General features: G+C 39.0%; 15 protein-coding genes. 4 read left to right on the top strand and 11 right to left on the bottom strand.

Annotation, left to right across the window (positions count from 1 at the left end; translation table 11 throughout):
• Positions 1-4: 4 nt before the first annotated feature.
• The 8 genes from ACE3G9_RS00555 to ACE3G9_RS00520 all read right to left on the bottom strand — a co-directional run bounded on the left by ACE3G9_RS00555 (position 5) and on the right by ACE3G9_RS00520 (position 8,784).
• Entirely contained in the window at positions 5-1,066 is a 1,062-nt protein-coding gene (locus ACE3G9_RS00555) for a glycosyltransferase (RefSeq protein WP_449218145.1), read from the bottom strand.
• Positions 1,067-2,182 carry an EpsG family protein gene (locus ACE3G9_RS00550; protein WP_449218144.1) on the bottom strand — a complete coding sequence of 372 codons (1,116 nt, stop codon included), beginning with the start codon at positions 2,180-2,182 and terminating at the stop codon, positions 1,067-1,069.
• Positions 2,183-2,218: 36 nt separating this feature from the next.
• Positions 2,219-3,106 (bottom strand): ATP-grasp fold amidoligase family protein, encoded by an 888-nt coding sequence (locus ACE3G9_RS00545; RefSeq protein ID WP_449218143.1) that lies wholly within the window; start codon positions 3,104-3,106, stop codon positions 2,219-2,221.
• Positions 3,090-4,301 (bottom strand): oligosaccharide flippase family protein, encoded by a 1,212-nt coding sequence (locus ACE3G9_RS00540; RefSeq protein ID WP_449218142.1) that lies wholly within the window; start codon positions 4,299-4,301, stop codon positions 3,090-3,092. Before ACE3G9_RS00540 ends, ACE3G9_RS00545 begins: the two co-directional genes overlap by 17 nt.
• 288 nt (positions 4,302-4,589) lie before the next feature.
• Positions 4,590-5,588, bottom strand: a complete 999-nt coding sequence (locus ACE3G9_RS00535; protein WP_449218141.1) for an NAD-dependent epimerase — start codon at positions 5,586-5,588, stop codon at positions 4,590-4,592.
• Between the two features lie 617 nt (positions 5,589-6,205).
• The gene (locus ACE3G9_RS00530; protein ID WP_417880921.1) at positions 6,206-7,360 is read right to left on the bottom strand and encodes an aminotransferase-like domain-containing protein; all 1,155 of its coding nucleotides are present in this window, start codon (positions 7,358-7,360) and stop codon (positions 6,206-6,208) included.
• A gap of 136 nt (positions 7,361-7,496) precedes the next feature.
• Positions 7,497-7,946, bottom strand: coding sequence for a DoxX family protein (locus ACE3G9_RS00525; RefSeq protein ID WP_449218140.1), 450 nt, complete (start codon positions 7,944-7,946; stop codon positions 7,497-7,499).
• A 58-nt stretch (positions 7,947-8,004) separates the two neighbouring features.
• On the bottom strand, positions 8,005-8,784 hold the full coding sequence (locus tag ACE3G9_RS00520; RefSeq protein ID WP_449218139.1) for a dioxygenase family protein: 780 nt from the start codon (positions 8,782-8,784) through the stop codon (positions 8,005-8,007).
• 133 nt (positions 8,785-8,917) lie between these two features.
• Here ACE3G9_RS00520 and ACE3G9_RS00515 point away from each other — a divergent pair, with 133 nt between their 5' ends.
• The 3 genes from ACE3G9_RS00515 to ACE3G9_RS00505 all read left to right on the top strand — a co-directional run bounded on the left by ACE3G9_RS00515 (position 8,918) and on the right by ACE3G9_RS00505 (position 10,909).
• Positions 8,918-9,811, top strand: coding sequence for a LysR family transcriptional regulator (locus ACE3G9_RS00515; protein WP_449218138.1), 894 nt, complete (start codon positions 8,918-8,920; stop codon positions 9,809-9,811).
• A 151-nt stretch (positions 9,812-9,962) separates the two neighbouring features.
• On the top strand, positions 9,963-10,373 hold the full coding sequence (locus tag ACE3G9_RS00510; RefSeq protein ID WP_449218137.1) for a ribosome recycling factor family protein: 411 nt from the start codon (positions 9,963-9,965) through the stop codon (positions 10,371-10,373).
• A 203-nt stretch (positions 10,374-10,576) separates the two neighbouring features.
• The gene (locus ACE3G9_RS00505; protein WP_449218136.1) at positions 10,577-10,909 is read left to right on the top strand and encodes a hypothetical protein; all 333 of its coding nucleotides are present in this window, start codon (positions 10,577-10,579) and stop codon (positions 10,907-10,909) included.
• A 242-nt stretch (positions 10,910-11,151) separates the two neighbouring features.
• Here ACE3G9_RS00505 and ACE3G9_RS00500 read toward each other — a convergent pair whose 3' ends face one another.
• Entirely contained in the window at positions 11,152-12,345 is a 1,194-nt protein-coding gene (locus ACE3G9_RS00500) for a DEAD/DEAH box helicase (protein ID WP_449218135.1), read from the bottom strand.
• A 358-nt stretch (positions 12,346-12,703) separates the two neighbouring features.
• On the opposite strand from ACE3G9_RS00500, the gene katG reads away from it, so the two are divergent.
• Positions 12,704-14,926, top strand: a complete 2,223-nt coding sequence (gene katG / locus ACE3G9_RS00495) for a catalase/peroxidase HPI (RefSeq protein ID WP_449218134.1) — start codon at positions 12,704-12,706, stop codon at positions 14,924-14,926.
• Positions 14,927-15,030: 104 nt separating this feature from the next.
• Here katG and ACE3G9_RS00490 read toward each other — a convergent pair whose 3' ends face one another.
• On the bottom strand, positions 15,031-15,828 hold the full coding sequence (locus tag ACE3G9_RS00490) for a Cof-type HAD-IIB family hydrolase (protein ID WP_449218133.1): 798 nt from the start codon (positions 15,826-15,828) through the stop codon (positions 15,031-15,033).
• A 37-nt stretch (positions 15,829-15,865) separates the two neighbouring features.
• Complete coding sequence (locus ACE3G9_RS00485) at positions 15,866-17,059, bottom strand: YcbX family protein (protein ID WP_449218132.1); 1,194 nt, start codon at positions 17,057-17,059, stop codon at positions 15,866-15,868.
• Between the last annotated feature and the right edge of the window lie 98 nt (positions 17,060-17,157).

Below are 17,157 nucleotides of genomic sequence, written 5' to 3'. Positions count from 1 at the left end.
TAAATTAAATACTCTTTATGAATTTTTCATATTGACTCGTAATTTTCTCTAATGAGTATTTCTCGGTCGTATGATATATATCGTTATAGTTCCAAGACTTATTGATACAAAAAGACATCGCTTCTGCTAACTTTTCTACTGATAGATATTCAACTAATATACCATTATGATCATTAATTATGTCTCTCGGACCGCTTGGACAATCATAAGAAACTATAGGCGTTCTATATAATATAGATTCCAACAATACATTAGGGAACCCTTCATTGAATGAAGATAAAACTGTTAATTTTGCATTTTCATAATAAGGTTTAGTATTTTTTTGATGGCCAGCAAATGAAACATTACTCTCTATCCCAAGTTTTCTCGAAAGTTGCATTAAACTTTCTTTTTCTGGTCCATCGCCTACTATGACCAAATTATAATCAGGGAATGTATTTAAGAACAAGGAAAATGCTTTTATCGTATCTTTAACGTTCTTCTGCTTTACTAATCTTCCCACATACAAAATATAATTTTCTTTTTTAACTTCTTTGTCGACGTCACTTTTAAAACGATCTATTGGATTATTAATGACAACATATCTTTCATTAACAGAATAATTATCATCCATGTCCTTTTGTATACCAGTAGACTGGAATATATAGCCGTCGATATATCGATAAAAGGCCTTCATCAACGGACTGACTACGTATTGATACTTTTTGCTTTTATGTTTGATTGTTACGCTAAGTGTATTATTTATTCTGCTAATGATTTTTACATTATATTTAAATAATTTCTTTATTAGGAGAGCTACTAAACTGAGCTCATGATTAAATATTAAAACAGAATGTCCATTGATGTCTTTTAAAACTTTTTTCAACTTCCAAAAGCTTTTTAATGTACTCGTTTTGCCTAGGTAAACAATTTTTACTTTATCAGACACCTCATAAGAAGATCCTTCATCATCTAAAACAAAAATAGTAACATCATTTTTATCTTGAGATAGCCTTGAAGATATTTGGCAGCATACCTTTTCTGTGCCACCACCGATAAGAGAATTAATAATAAGATAGTAGTGCATTTAGAACAAATACCAAGAGTTAGAAACATTCCAAAGCAACGCAGAGTTAACACTTGTTTGGAAATAAGAGAAAAATTTCAAACCTGCATATAATAAAGGAATAAATATAAATGGAAAATAATAAAGTTTAAGCTTTTTAACGTTCAAAACACCGAACTTACATAGATCAGGAAGAATAAAAAAGAAAAGTAAAATATAAAAAAGATTAAACCTGTATGCGATGGGAATTGCAGTATACAATGGAATTATAAAAAACATAGAAGGAAGTATTCGAAGAACAACCATTGCATTAGTTTCATCTACAAACTTATCAAATTTAAAAACAAACGAAATGAAGAGAATTACAGACAGATATATGTAGTTTAAATATGATGCACCACCCTCATCATCAACATAGTGGCTATAACCAACTTTCATAAGCATCGCTTTAAAAACAAATACCATTCCATATGAAAGAACACTACCCAACAAAAACATTAGAAAACGTATTGTTTTTTTATTGGTCAGAGAGTACATAAAGTAATAATAAAATATTATCACTAATCCCCACAACCCAGTCATTTGAATAGAAGTAGATAATAGTACTATTAGAATAGCTCTTAAATAATTTTCCTTTCTAAGCTCTGGGATTATAAAGAATAATATAAAAACACTTAATATCATCCTACTGATATTAAAGCTATCTATCACAAATAAGCTTATAGCAAAGTAAGATACGATTGAAAAAACATTTTTAGTCATTAAATTGCATATCTTAAGATACAATGTCAATATGGATACTGAAAAAATAAATAGAAAAAAATTAAAATTATCGACTATAGATTTACTCAACCACATTAATAGAGCATAGCCAAATTCTATTCTTTGCTCATTAACACTAGATATATCCTTATTCAGTAAAACATTGAATATTTCTTGGTATACAATTGTATCAATACCTCCTTTCATGTGCGTGATTTCTCTCCACCCCATGATGGAAGATACCCCGACAACCATCGAAAAAAGAAACATGAAAGAAACTACATATAACTCGTTCAGCTTCTTATATTCTTTAGACTTCACATGAAGTAACGCAATTAAGGAAAGCGATAAAGAAAATACAATATATATATTCACATATTTACCCAAGTTTCATCACAACTATGTATAAGACTAGTAAAAATATTCATCATTATCATCAAACACCCATAAACTGCCTAACCACTTGTCATAATGTATTGAAGAGAATTTTTCACATCCAGAACCATGAGCAAATGTCATTTCCCCAAAGTATATTTTTCCACTAACATTATATAGGTCAACTCGAGCATATGAGAAAGGTTCTGCTAGCTTCCTAGCAATTACTACCATCTCTTCAAAATTATTAGGCTTTTTAAGGTCAGTATGAATGCAAGGTTTCTCTAGAGAAAATGGCAGCCAATTCAGGTGTTCGTCAAAAAATGAGCGTGTATGATTGGTATTTCTATCAAAATCCACATGCAATACAACTTTTGCCTCTCCAGAATTTTGTTTAAAGACATGAAATTTAAAGTCTTTTAAATCATTCGCTCCATTTTCATCATAGAGACGCTCTTCGATTAAGATCTTAGGTTCAATTTGGCTATACCACGTTTCTCCTTTAGTCGCTCCATAATCTCCTTTTAATTGACTATTTAGATCTTCAACTATTGAAGCAAGCTTATTTTGACTTATTTTATCATCAATGACATAAACAGGCCCTGAGTTATGGTTTGCTTTAAGGACTAAACCTTTATGCTTTTTTAAAAGATCATTAGTCAAATCAACACTGATGCTTTCTCCCGTATATAATGTTGGGATAACAATTTTAGAGCTAACTAACTTTTCAACGTGATCTTTTACAAGAATTTTATCCGCATACTGCGAGAACTTAGATGCATTTGAGTATTTTTTTCTATGAAGAACTTTCTCGTTATAAGTTTTAGGTCTAGAAATTTTTGGAATATAATTGTTAGCAAGAATAAACCTTTTAGCAAAAGCTAGACTTCTATATGTTTTAAATCTTCTAAGATAACTTTTCATTATAAATTCTTTTATAGCTCAATGTATAATTAAAAAACAAAATTGCTCTAGCAGTAAGCAATCCTAAAGCACAACCTATAACCGAAAATTTATAGATGAGAAAAAATACGATTACAGCTGACAGTATCGATGTTTTAATCGCTATATTTCGATATTCAACATCTAGGTTATTAGGCAAAAAATAACCAACACTAAAGGAGTTCGAGATTGCAACAAAGATCAAGCTAGTTGAAATTACTTTTATATATATATCACTCTCTAAGCTCACACCTAGAATAAATTTGATCAGGTCGGAACCAAAGAAAAACAATATTAACACACAAGGAATGACGATTAATAAATTCAAAAAAAGAGTAGGTTTAAATCCATTTTTGTTTCTTGAGGTAATTGGATATATTGATTTCGCGACAACATTTTGCAACATAAATATCACACCACATACTTTTAATGATATTGCAAAGTTCGCAAATTCTAACTTGTCCGCATAATTACCTAATAACATTAGTGGAATAGCATTATATAAATTGGGGACTAATAAACCAATGAATACGCTTAATCCATCATTAACTGTTCTTTTGATATTATTTAAAGAAAACAATTTAATCTGATAGCGACTTCTCAGAAAAAACAGCAATAATATAGAGGTAATAAAGATGGGAGTGGTTGTGAAAAGTACAAGAAGGAAGAAATCATCTTTACTTTTTATAAAAACAACAATTGCTATAAGAAGTAGGATCTTATTAGAAATCGATGCAATCGATAGATATTTGGTTAGTGCTGCTCCTTGGAAAAACCAAGCGGAAGTCAGAAGATATCCAAAAATATAAAGAAAAAGAGGGATCAAATACCATATAGAGTTAAATACATTTACAACATATAACGAGGAAAATAAAAAGAACACTCCAGATAAAACAAACCGCAACCCTTGATAATCAGCATAAGCTGTTTCTAAAGATAATTTATTTGCTCTATTTTTTGCAGCCACTCTAACACCTGAATATTGGACACCATAATCAATGATTGTATGACCAAATGTAAGCATTGTTACAAATAAAAGGTATTGTCCATACAACTCTAAACCAATAGCTCTTGTGATAATTGGCATAGTTATAATAGGTATCAACATGCCCAGAAAGTCAATTGCTCCTAGGCTAAGAACATTTGATAGAAGTTCTTTTTTATTTTTTTTTAACATTCATTTACCGATTATAAACCAACTGTATTTTTAAAATGAAGAGCCCACACTATTAATTACTTAATTTCAATTCATATTAGTGCTAATTTTTTGAACATAGGAATTTTCCATGATACTGATCTCTATATGAACAACAAGTAAATATAGTTTGTAATGTTCAATGATAATTGACCGCGACTTTAGACCTCATTCAATATAATCGAACGCTTGTATTAGAACCATCCTTGGGTAGTCTTTAGCTACCATTATAATCTACAATACTTGACACTAAATTTTTCATTTCATACCTTAATAAAACTCTCTAAACCACTCCACAAACTCACTCACACCTTCTTTCACATCCACTTTAGGTTGATAACCTGTCGCGTCAAACAATGCACTGGTATCGGCATAAGTTTGGTAAACATCACCAGGCTGCATAGGCATGAAGTTTTTCTTCGCCTCAATACCAAGTGACTCTTCTAATGCTTTGATGTAATCCATTAACTGGACAGGCTGACCATTACCAATATTATAAACTGCATAAGGCGCAGAACTGGTTGCTGGAGAACCTTCTTCAACTGTCCAATCTTTATTCTTCGTTGGAACTACATCTTGGATTCGGATCACACCTTCTACAATATCGTCGATGTAGGTGAAATCACGGCTCATGTCACCATTGTTGTAGATATCAATGGTCTCGCCTTTTACGATCTTATGGGTGAATTTCAATAGCGCCATATCGGGACGTCCCCATGGACCATACACAGTAAAAAAGCGTAATCCGGTGGTTGGAACATCATAAAGGTGGGAATAAGTGTGCGCCATCAACTCATTAGATTTTTTGGTTGCAGCGTATAAAGAGATAGGGTGGTCAACCGAATCATCGGTACTAAAAGGCACTTTACCATTTAGGCCATAGACTGAGCTTGAAGATGCATAAACAAGATGACCAACTTTATTATGTCGACACCCTTCTAAAATGTTTAGGTGTCCAATAAGGTTACTATCCGCGTATGCTAGTGGGTTATCTAATGAATAACGCACACCGGCTTGTGCAGCTAGATGAATAACGCGGTCAAATTGCTCTTTGGTAAACAATTCAGGAATAGCCTCTCTATCCGCGATATCTAATTTAAGGAAGGTAAAAAGAGGATGCTTAATGCGGTCTAAACGTGCGTACTTTAAGTTGATATCATAATAATCATTAATGTTATCTACCCCGATAACTTCATGACCTTGTTCAGTTAAGCGCTCAACAACCGCACTGCCAATAAATCCGGCTGCCCCGGTCACTAAATATTTCATTCGCGTATCATCCAATTTATAAAATCCATCTCATTGTCATTGAACTGACAACAAAACCTTAATTTAAAACACTATCATTCTTTATAGGCCCAATAGGCCCATACAAAAACTCACTTTTTTTAACCTCAACAGCTTGTTGCTACCTTTTAGGCACGCTACCGCCCAAGGCCTACATAGGAGGCCCTGTAAATTTATCGACATTGGGCGCGCTAGTGTTTCAATAACAAACAGTAACGGCAGTGCATTCACAATGTTTTAAACGGTGTAATGTTACAAAAAAACTGTTTTTAACCACCCCTACTGAAACCATGATCAAAGTGAATAATGACACGGTGGTAAGTGGGTAAAATCAGTCAATTATCGCTCAATAATTACACAACTTTTATTAATAAAATCAATGGTTTCATTACATTTTATTGTGACATCTATCACAGCACAACAAGTCTGAATAAAAACACGACTTAATTCAATAATAATATCATTTTTCATCTCTGAAATGATACATTTTGGTTAATGATTTTCTATATCGAATTTGCATACAAAATAAAAAAAGCCAAGAACGTTACTCAATTCTTGGCTTTCAATTTGAAATCATAGTGGACGATTCAATCTAAATTTTATTGACACTCTGCTTGAATTACCGCTACTAAGCGATCAACCGCCACCACTAATTCTTCTACCGTCGCATTAGTAAAGTTCAAACGAAGTGCTGGTGTCACTTTTTCACCTTGTTTATAAAATACCGAACTTGGTACTACAGCCACTTTGTTTTTCAATGCCGCTTTCGCCAAAGCAAAATCATCGCATTCTGGTAAGGTTAACCAAATAAACATGCCACCTTCTACCGGATTAAAGTGGCAACCTTGTGGCAATTTAGCGGTGAGTTGTTCTGCTAAACACAAGTAACGTTCTTGATAAATTTTACGCAACGTTTCTAAGTGGGCTGGAAAATCTTGATGATTTAACAAATCAAGCAACACCGCTTGCATTGGAATGCTTGAATGCAAATCAGCGCATTGCTTCACTTTTACAAGCGGTGCAATCCATTCAGCTTTACCGGTGACTACGCCCATTCGCATCCCTGGTGCGGCAATTTTAGAATAAGAACGCAATACTAATGCACTTTCAGGGCAGAAACTAGACACAAGAGGCAACATCTCACCCATAAAACGTAACTCACGATATGGCACATCTTCCACCAGCGTCACATTATATTGTTGACACAATCGCGCCACTTTTTGACGAACGTCTAAGCTCCACGATACGCCGGTCGGGTTATGAAAATCTGGCACTGCATAAAATAATTTTGGCGCTTGTTCAGCAAAACACGCTTCCAGTTCAACAAGGTTTGGGCCATCTGCTTGTTGTGACACGCTGATCACATTCGCTTGTGCTAAACCAAATACTTGCAACGCCCCTAGGTAGCTTGGCGCTTCCATCACGACTTTGTCATTTGGATTAACAAACGCACGCGCGATTAAATCCAGCGCTTGTTGAGAACCCGTACAAACTAGCGATTCATGATGTTCAGGAAGTTGAAATTGCGTACGGAAATAATCAAGTAGTGGGCCATAACCGGCCGTTTGACCATATTGAAATAAAGCCGGTTTTTGCGGTAATGAGGTTAACGATTCATCCATTAAGGCTATTGGAAAAGTATTGCCATCTGGTAATCCACCAGCCAAAGAAATGACGCCTTCCGCTTGAGCGTCCATTAAAATTTCACGAATATAAGAAGGTTGGATTTGTTGTAATGCTTGAGTAATTTCCATTTTACTGCTCAGACTATGATTAGATTGATCTATTGTACGCTTTCTTTGATTATCGACAATATTGTAAACATAAAAAATGCCCAGTTATTACACTGAGCATTCTTCTTTATGTGACAAATCACCACATATTATTCTGTTATGACTGGCCTTTGAATTTATCAGCAAGTAATTTATCGACGCCGAAACAACCAGAGCCCGATACCGCTAGCGATACCGCCATTGCTAATAATGCTAGTCCGAACTCGTAGCCACCATTTGCCAAGAACAAGCCATTCGGTAAGTGTACGCTGACTATTGCTACTACCATAGTAAACGCAACCACAATGGCTGCAGGGCGAGTGAACAAACCAAGCAATAAGAATAAGCCACCGAAAAACTCGCCAGAGCCCGCTAAGAATGCCATGAGTTCACCAGGGTTTAAGCCTAGTGACGCCATAAATTGACCAGTACCGGAAAGGCCACCACCGCCAAACCAACCGAATAATTTTTGTGAGCCATGCGCCATCAAAATGATACCAATAGGCACTCGTAACATTAAAGGCGCTAGGCTTGCTTGAGAGTGTAAAATTCGTTGTAAAACTGACATGAAAAATTCCTTAAAAATAAAATGTGTTAAATAGACCCAAGTGACTTGGGTATAAAACTTATTGCCACAAATAGGATTCCATTGATAAAGCGTGATGCTGGATCCCACCTTTAATCACTGAAAACTCATCACGACTGTTACTCGCGCCTAGCGCCACTAACAATGGTAGATAATGCTCATGGGTTGGATGGGCTCGAAAAAAGTTCGGTTGCAAATTTGGCGCATTAAGTAATGATTGCGCACGACGTTCTGTCATTTGAAAGCGAACCCATTGTTCAAACTCCACCACATAATCCGCCGCTTGCTTTGAATCGACGACGGAATCACGTAAATTGTGAGTAATCGAGCCCGATCCTATCACTGCGATACCTTGCTCACGTAAACAACCTAACTGCTTGCCTAAGTGATATATATCGTCACCAGATGCATGCGAATTAATAGAAACTTGAATGACTGGAATATTCGCGTTTGGCACCAAATGCATCAACGGTACCCAAACACCATGGTCTAACCCGCGCTGAGCTTGTTGCTGAACCTGAAACCCTTCCCTCTCAAGTAAACGATGAATCGCATTAGCCAATTCAGGCGATCCTTGAGCTGGGTATTCCAATTGATATAACTCCGTTGGAAAGCCTCCGAAATCATGAATGGTTTGCGGCGATTTATCTGACGTTACGCCTGTAAAACCATTAGTAACCCAGTGCGCAGAAACGACAACTATCGCCTTGACTTCATCAAATACTGATTGATGTTGTTCAAGTAAATCACGTGCATGGCTTTGCTCAATGGCAAACATTGGAGAGCCGTGACCAACAAACATTACCGGTGCTAATTTCACTTTCTCTCCTCCATTACTCATTCATAATCTGATGGAATGAAGTTTGCGCCTGTTGCGTTTATTTGACAATATCGTTAATAATGAACACATTGTTCAATAATATTTTACAGTGTAATCGCAAGGATTGAGCAACATGGATAAACTCAATTTAATGAACAGCTTCGTTCATGTGGCTGAAAAAGGTTCCTACACCGCTGCTGCACAGCATTTAGGCAAGACAAAATCCTTGATGAGTACTCATATCACTCAGCTTGAAACCCTCTTAGAAGTTCGGTTGATTCAGCGCTCAACACGCGGATTACAACTGACGGGTGCAGGTAAAGCCTATTACGAACAAGCGAAACGGATACTCGATGATATTTCGATGGTAGAAGTAGGCTTAAGGCGCGATCAGCAACAGATTGGTGGGCGACTACGCATTAGCGCGCCAACCACTTTTGGCGAATGTGTCCTCATGCCGTTTATTGCGCAATTTATTCAAACGCATCCGGATATTAATATTGATGTGGTGCTCAATGATCGCTTTGTTGATCTGGTATCAGAAGGCTACGATTTAGCGATTAGAATCGGTCATCTACCTGATTCTGACCTCATTGCCGTTCCGGTTGGTCACATGTCACTTAAAGTCTGTGCATCCAAGGCATTTATTGAACATTTCGGCGAGCCAAAAACGCCGCAAGATCTTTCCAACCTACCAGCGGTGTATGACAGTAATAATAAAAGCTCCAAACTGAGACAGTGCTACAAAGCTGGTGAAACTTTTAGCTTTCCAATCCAACATTCCGTCTCGGTGAACAATGCTCTTGCCTCGGCTTATCTAGCGGTTCATGCCAATGTTTTTACCATTAGCCCAGACTTTGCGGTTGATCCTTTTATTGAATCAGGACGGCTACAAATATTACTACCCAACTATGATTTTGGTGCCTACCCTATCAATGCGGTTTATAGCCATCGCAAATACTTACAACAAAAGATCAATGTGTTTAATCAGGCTTTAAAAGCTTATATGACGACAGAATGTCATTAATCTATTAACCAATTCAATAAACCTTAAGTTACACTGAGGTTTCAGATAGGAAACGTTGGCGGAAAATAATATGGATATGAGCGTTGGGGAGGTAGTCTATCTACAAGCTGCTGCCAAACTCAGCATAATACAAACACAATAAGCGAATCCGATGGCGAATAAGAAAACTCAGTCCGAACTTCCCTGTATTGCCCTCCCTTCGTTGATACATCGCATCGGCGGAGAAAACTGCAAATACGCAAAAGCCATCGCCGCACAATATCAATGTGAGTTAAAACGCATTCGTCGCTCGCGTAATTGGCAAATCACTGGCAACTCAGCGAACTTAGCCCATCTACTCACCGCACTACAAGCTGAACAAAGCCAAGGATTTGATTATTTAATCAGTAATCTAAATACAGGTTTACTTGCTCTCAACGATAAGTCGGAATCAAAAGCAGAACAATTAGCATCACTGATCGCTCAACAACCGGATATCACGTTAAATGAGCTCATGGCAGCCACCAACTGCACTATGATTGAAGCGAGAGTGGCAAGGTTTAATTCACAGGATTTCGAATGATGATAATACGCCCCTATCAACCGGAAGAGCCTAAATAACCCCTGTCATCCCAGCCGAGCATTACCTTATCTTGTCATCCCAGCCGAGCATTAGCGAGAGCAGGGATCTACTCACAGCATACCGAATCATTATTGCCATTAAGTCTACAACACATGATTAATCGATCCCCGATGTCGCCTAGGCTCCTCGAGGATGACGGTGGAATGTCATTTCAATTAGGCCGAGCATTAGCGAGAGCAGGGATCTACTCACAGTATACCGAATCATTATTACCATTAAGTCTACAACACATGATTAATCGATCCCCGATGTCGCCTAGGCTCCTCGAGGATGACGGTGGAATGTCATTTCAATTAGGCCGAGCATTAGCGAGAGCAGGGATCTACTCACAGCATACCGAATCATTATTACCATTAAGTCTACAACACATGATTAATCGATCCCCGATGTCGCCTAGGCTCCTCGAGGATGACGGTGGAATGTCATTTCAATTAGGCCGAACATTAGCTTATCCTGCCATCCCAGCCAAGCATTAGCTTATCTTGTCATCCCAGCCGAACATTACCTTATCTTGTCATCCCAGCCGAGCATTAGCGAGAGCAGGGATCTACTCACAGCATACCGAATCATTATTGCCATTAAGTCTACAACACATGATTAATCGATCCCCGATGTCGCCTAGGCTCCTCGAGGATGACAGCCTAATTGAATGAGTAACGTGCGGTAGGAGATCCTGAACCACGCTCCTTCGTCGCTATTCAGGATGACAGGTTTTCTATTATTCTTGCCTTTCGCGCTTATGCTTAGGCACATAATTTAAAATAGAAATTGGCACCGGTTTTCTAGGTTCAAAGCCTTCAATTACGCGACGTTCAATCAAATGCCCTAATCGACTTTCGATCATACATAAGTTCTTAAAGTCATCTTTCGACAATAAACCCACCGCTTCACCTTGAGCACCAGCACGACCAGTTCGACCAATGCGATGCACGTATTCATCCGCCGGATACGGCAAATCATAGTTAATCACGCAAGGCAGGCCTTCAATATCAATCCCGCGCGCTGCAACGCCCGTTGCCACCAAATACTTCACTTTGCCTTGCTTAAATTCATCTAATACGCGATCACGAGAAGCTTGATTGCGGCCACTGTGAATTGCCTCTGCTGCAATGCCACGTTTTTCTAATTGAGAAACCAACTTCGCCGCGCCATGTTTTGTGCCAATAAAAATCAACACTTGAGACCAATCTCGCTCTGTCAATAAGTGGCTCAATAAGGCTGACTTTTTATCTTTATCAACCGTTATTAAGTACTGGTTGATTGAGTCTTTCGAGGCTTGATGCTTGGCGATCACGATTTCTTCAGGATCGCTTATTGCCGTGCGGGCTAATTCTCGAACTGGATTAGACAAGGTTGCCGAGAATAATAGGTACTGAATGTTTTCCGGTAGGCGCGCTAAAATCTTATTAATGTCTTCAATAAACCCCATGTCTAACATGCGGTCGGCTTCATCTAGCACTAACATTTCAACTTCATCAAAATGTACAGAATGTTGGCCGTATAAATCAATCAAACGACCTGGAGTGGCGACCAAAATATCAACCCCATCAATTAATGCTTGTTTCTGTGGTGCGTAGTCAACACCACCGTACATGGCTAACGAGGTTAAATTAAGGTGTTTGCTATAAGCTTGAATATTTTCATTCACTTGAATAGCAAGTTCACGAGTAGGGACTAGAATTAAGGCTCGAATACGCTTTTTACGTTGAGTTTGACCACCGCTTAATCGCTGCAATATTGGCAAGACAAAACTGGCCGTTTTACCCGTACCGGTTTGCGCCGCGGCAATTAAGTTTTTTCCATCAAGGATGATAGGAATGGCTTTGCGTTGAATTTCTGTTGGTTTTTCATAACCTTGATCAGCAACCGCTTGCAGGATGGAAGGGCTTAATTCCAATGTAGAAAATGGCATCGAATATCTCAAAACGTTAAATAGATGTCTTATTGTAACTAATTTATGCCTAAGCTGTTTAAGGTTTTAGACTATTTTTTCAAGATAAGAGCAATGCTCGGTTTTATGTAATTAGTTATGCCACTCTTTTATCTCACGGCAATAAAGGATTGGATGATAGCTCTGAATTCTGCATCTTGAAGTGACTTGGGTATATAGAAGATCACTCATGCACTATCTTATAAGATTAGGATAACACCTCTGCATCTATATGAAATTTCCTATATGTGATATCGGTAATTCCGATTGGTAACGAATCACGATCAAGCGTAACTTGAATTGAACGCAACCATAATTCAAATCGACAGGGAGACACCTTATGTCTAGTGAATCGAAATGCCCTTTCCACAATAGCAACAGTGCAAATAATAACAATAATGTAAATAATAGCGGTAATACTGCTGCTACCGGTACTCAAAACAAGGATTGGTGGCCAAATCAACTTGACCTTTCCGTTCTTCATCAACAAGGACAAAAATCTGACCCAATGGACCCAGATTTTGACTACGAAAAAGAATTTCTAAGCCTTGACCTTAAAGCCGTTAAGAAAGATTTGCATGATTTAATGACCGATTCTCAAGATTGGTGGCCAGCCGATTTCGGCCATTATGGTCCTCTATTTATTCGTATGGCGTGGCACAGTGCAGGCACTTACCGTGTACAAGATGGTCGCGGTGGCGGCGGTACTGGTCAACAACGTTTCGCGCCACTAAACAGTTGGCCAGATAACGTGAACCTAGATAAAGCGCGCCGCTTAATTTGGCCTATTAAACAAAAATACGGCAAAAAAATCTCATGGGCTGATTTATTCATCCTAACGGGTAACGTGGCTCTAGAGTCTATGGGCTTCAAAACTTACGGTTTTGCAGGTGGTCGTAAAGATGTTTGGGAACCAGAGCAAGATGTTTATTGGGGTAAAGAAACCGAATGGTTAACCGATGACCAACGTTACTCTGGCGACCGTGAGTTAGATGATCCTCTAGCGGCAGTACAAATGGGCTTAATCTACGTCAATCCAGAAGGCCCAGGTGGCAAGCCAGATCCACTCCTTGCCGCACAAGATATTCGCGATACCTTTGCTCGTATGGCAATGAATGATGAAGAAACGGTTGCTCTGATTGCGGGTGGTCACACATTCGGTAAAACTCACGGTGCAGGTGATGCGGCCAATGTTGGTGCCGATCCAGAAGCGGCTGATATTGAACAACAAGGTTTAGGCTGGCATAACCAATTCGGTACAGGTAAAGCAGGCGATGCGATTGGTTCTGGCCTTGAAGTTACGTGGACACAAACCCCAACGAAATGGAGCTACTACTTCCTAGAAAATTTATTCAACTATGAGTGGGATTTAGTGAAGAGCCCAGCAGGCGCTTGGCAGTGGGTTGCAAAAACGGATGATGACAGTGTACCAGATGCATTTGAAGCCGGTAAGAAGCATAAACCCACTATGCTAACGACGGATTTATCACTACGTTTTGATCCTGAATATGAAAAAATCTCACGTCGATTCCTAAAAAATCCTCTTGAGTTCCAAGAAGCTTTTGCTCGTGCTTGGTTCAAATTGACTCACCGCGATATGGGACCAAAAGCTCGATACCTAGGTCAAGAAGTACCGGCTGAAGATTTAATTTGGCAAGATCCAATTCCAGAGGTCAAACACCCTCTGATTGATAAATCTGACCAAGCTGAATTGAAGAAGAACATTCTGGATTCTGGCTTATCCATATCGGAGCTTGCCTCAACTGCATGGGCTGCTGCTTCCACTTTCCGTGGATCAGATATGCGTGGTGGTGTGAATGGTGCGCGTATTCGTCTTGCTCCACAAAAAGATTGGGAAGCAAACCAACCACAACAAACAGCGAAAGTGATTGCGACACTAGAAACAATCCAAGCAGAGTTCAACCAAGCTCAATCGGGTGACAAAGAGGTCTCTATTGCAGACTTAATTGTATTAGCAGGTAACGTAGCCGTTGAGCAAGCCGCTAAAAATGCAGGCTTTGATGTTGAAGTACCATTTACTCCTGGCCGTGCTGATGCAACCCAAGAGCAAACTGAAGTGGATTCTTTTGAATACCTAAAACCACTGACTGATGGTTTCCGTAACTACAACAGCGGTAAGACAAAAGCGCCAGCCGAGTTCTTATTAGTCGATAAAGCACAGCTACTAACACTAACGGCACCAGAAATGACAGTACTTGTTGGCGGTCTACGTATGTTAGGCACTAACCACCAGCAAACTGACTACGGTGTGTTTACGGATAAGAAAGAAACATTAAGCAATGACTTCTTTGTTAATCTGCTAGATATGGGCACTGAATGGAAAGCCGTTGGCGATGAGAAGGAAATCTACCAAGGTACAGACCGTAAGACTGGTGAAACCAAGTGGCAAGCTACTCGCGCTGATCTAGTATTCGGTTCAAACTCTCAACTTCGTGCGATTGCTGAAGTATACGCATCAAATGATGCCAAAGAGAAGTTCGTTAAAGACTTTGTGAAAACATGGACTAAAGTAATGGAACTGGATCGCTTTGATCTTAAATAGTCTACTTTAAGTTAACCTACACAAGTAAAGTAACTTAAGTATCAATCCCCAATTCATTTAACATGAGTTGGGGATTTTCCTATGCTTAAGGAATTTAATCGTTGCTATCTAACTAAGCCTTCGATCACTTGTATTACCCCAGCCTCTCTATTACTTGGAGCAGTAAAACGAGCATATTTTTTAATGCCTTCATGAGCATTTTCAACCGCATATGAGTAATAACTTTGTTGCAGCATCTCAACGTCGTTGAAGTAGTCTCCAAAACTCATGGTTTGTTCATAACTAAAACCGAGTGTCTTTTGTAGGTGCTGAATGGCTGCGCCTTTTGATGCTTTGGCATTCATCACATCCAGCCAAATTTTACCGCTAACGACCACCTGATGAGTGTCACCAAAATGCTTATCGATAGTGGGTAATACTAATTCTTCCGTGCCATCAAAATGACAAATCGCGACTTTGATAAAATCATCGTCTACGGTTAAAACATCTTCTACGGATTCACGACGGTGGTAATATTTAGCGAATTCTTTTAAGGCTTGTGGATCTTGCGTTTCAGTATAAGCGGAACGTTTCCCACATAACACTAGGTGCACACCGTCAATGCTTCTGGCAACTTGAACAATCGCTTCCACTTCAGAACGTTCGATAGTGCAGCTATACAACTCTTGCCCTTTATGCATCACTAAGGTGCCGTTTTCAGCAATAAAAAACATACGATCTTTTAGTGGAGCAAAGGTTTCCACTAGGCTGTAATACTGGCGGCCAGAAGCGGCGGCAAACATAATTCCGTTGGCTTCTAACTTTTCGTAAATTTCATAAAACTTAGGGTCTAGCTGGCTATTTTCATCCAGCAAGGTGCCATCCATATCGGAGGCGATAAACTTAATATCTGGTTGGGTCATAAACCTCTCACTTGAGTATAAAACCGGGAACGAACAATTAGCTTACTAGCTCAACATCGGACTTCGGTACACAGCAACATGCTAATACTTTGCCTTCGTCAATTTCGCCGGGAAATAATGCTGGCATGTCTGGTTGATCGACCTTGCCAGATTCCAATGTCATTTTACAGCTACCACAAAAGCCAGAACGACAACTATTAGCAACGGGAACTCCCGCTTTTTCAGCTTGCTCGAGTAAAGTCGATTGGTTATCCCCTTCAAATAAATTGCCATCAATACTAATGGTCACTTTTTTTACTGGCTCTACTTCAACGACATCTTGGCTGGTATCGGCATAGAATTCTTTTTGTTTGGTTTCCAGTACTTCAACCACATCACCGGCGCGGATCATGCCTTCATTTTTTGCCACTACATTTTGACCAAAGAAAATGCCGCCAGTTTCATCAGCACGGAATTGAGATAAGGTATTAAGCGGCTCGTTCTTTTCGCTGCGCATGGCTGTTTTTGGGTTCACCGTCGTCAACACGCAACGCATGCAAGGTTTGACGATTTCAAACTCGACTTCGCCAATTCGAATGCGTTTCCAGCCATCTTCAGCAAACGCTTCGGTATCAGAAACCACAATGCTAGGACGAAATTGTGCCATCGAATGTTGCACTGGGCCACGTTCATTTAATTCATTAAGAGAAGCTTGGCTGATCAGCAATAATGGATAGCCATCGGCAAAGCTGACATTGGTTTGAATTTTTTCACGATGACGATTGGATTGCTCACCAGTAAACAGTAGTTGAACCGGTTTGCCAATAATAAAGCTAAACCATTGATTGGCTTTTTCATGGGTACTATAAGAGGTAAAAGTGTCCGACCAAACGGTGCACTCCACTTCTGCCATATCGAATTCTTCAAAACGCAGCACTAATGGTTCTTTCGCTTCTGGATAAGTCAGTACCAAACCGTTTGGATGCAACGCTGCTTTTACTCTCACCATTTGATGATGTTCGCGTGCCGTCACCATACGGCCAGTCGAATCGGCCACCATAAAGCGACGATCAAAACTTAGACCTTGTTTTTCAACCCATGCTGATGACAACTCAATACCGGTGATAGACTTCACTGGGTAAACATTAATCGCATCCAATATCGCATCTTGGATTGGCTCTAATCCTAATGTGGCTTCTATTTTAGCGAGTTTTTTCTCTAATTCAGACTTCCCGCACTCCGACTGACTCATCACTTTTCCCTTTTTTAAATCTACTTAGTTAAAGAATATCAGAATTAACCTTACCTCGATAAGTTATATACCCAAGTCACTTCAAGATACAGAATTCA

The organism is Vibrio sp. E150_018 (genome assembly GCF_053544035.1).
Note: the sequence above shows the minus strand (reverse complement) of the source record. Positions and strands in the feature narration are given on the sequence as shown.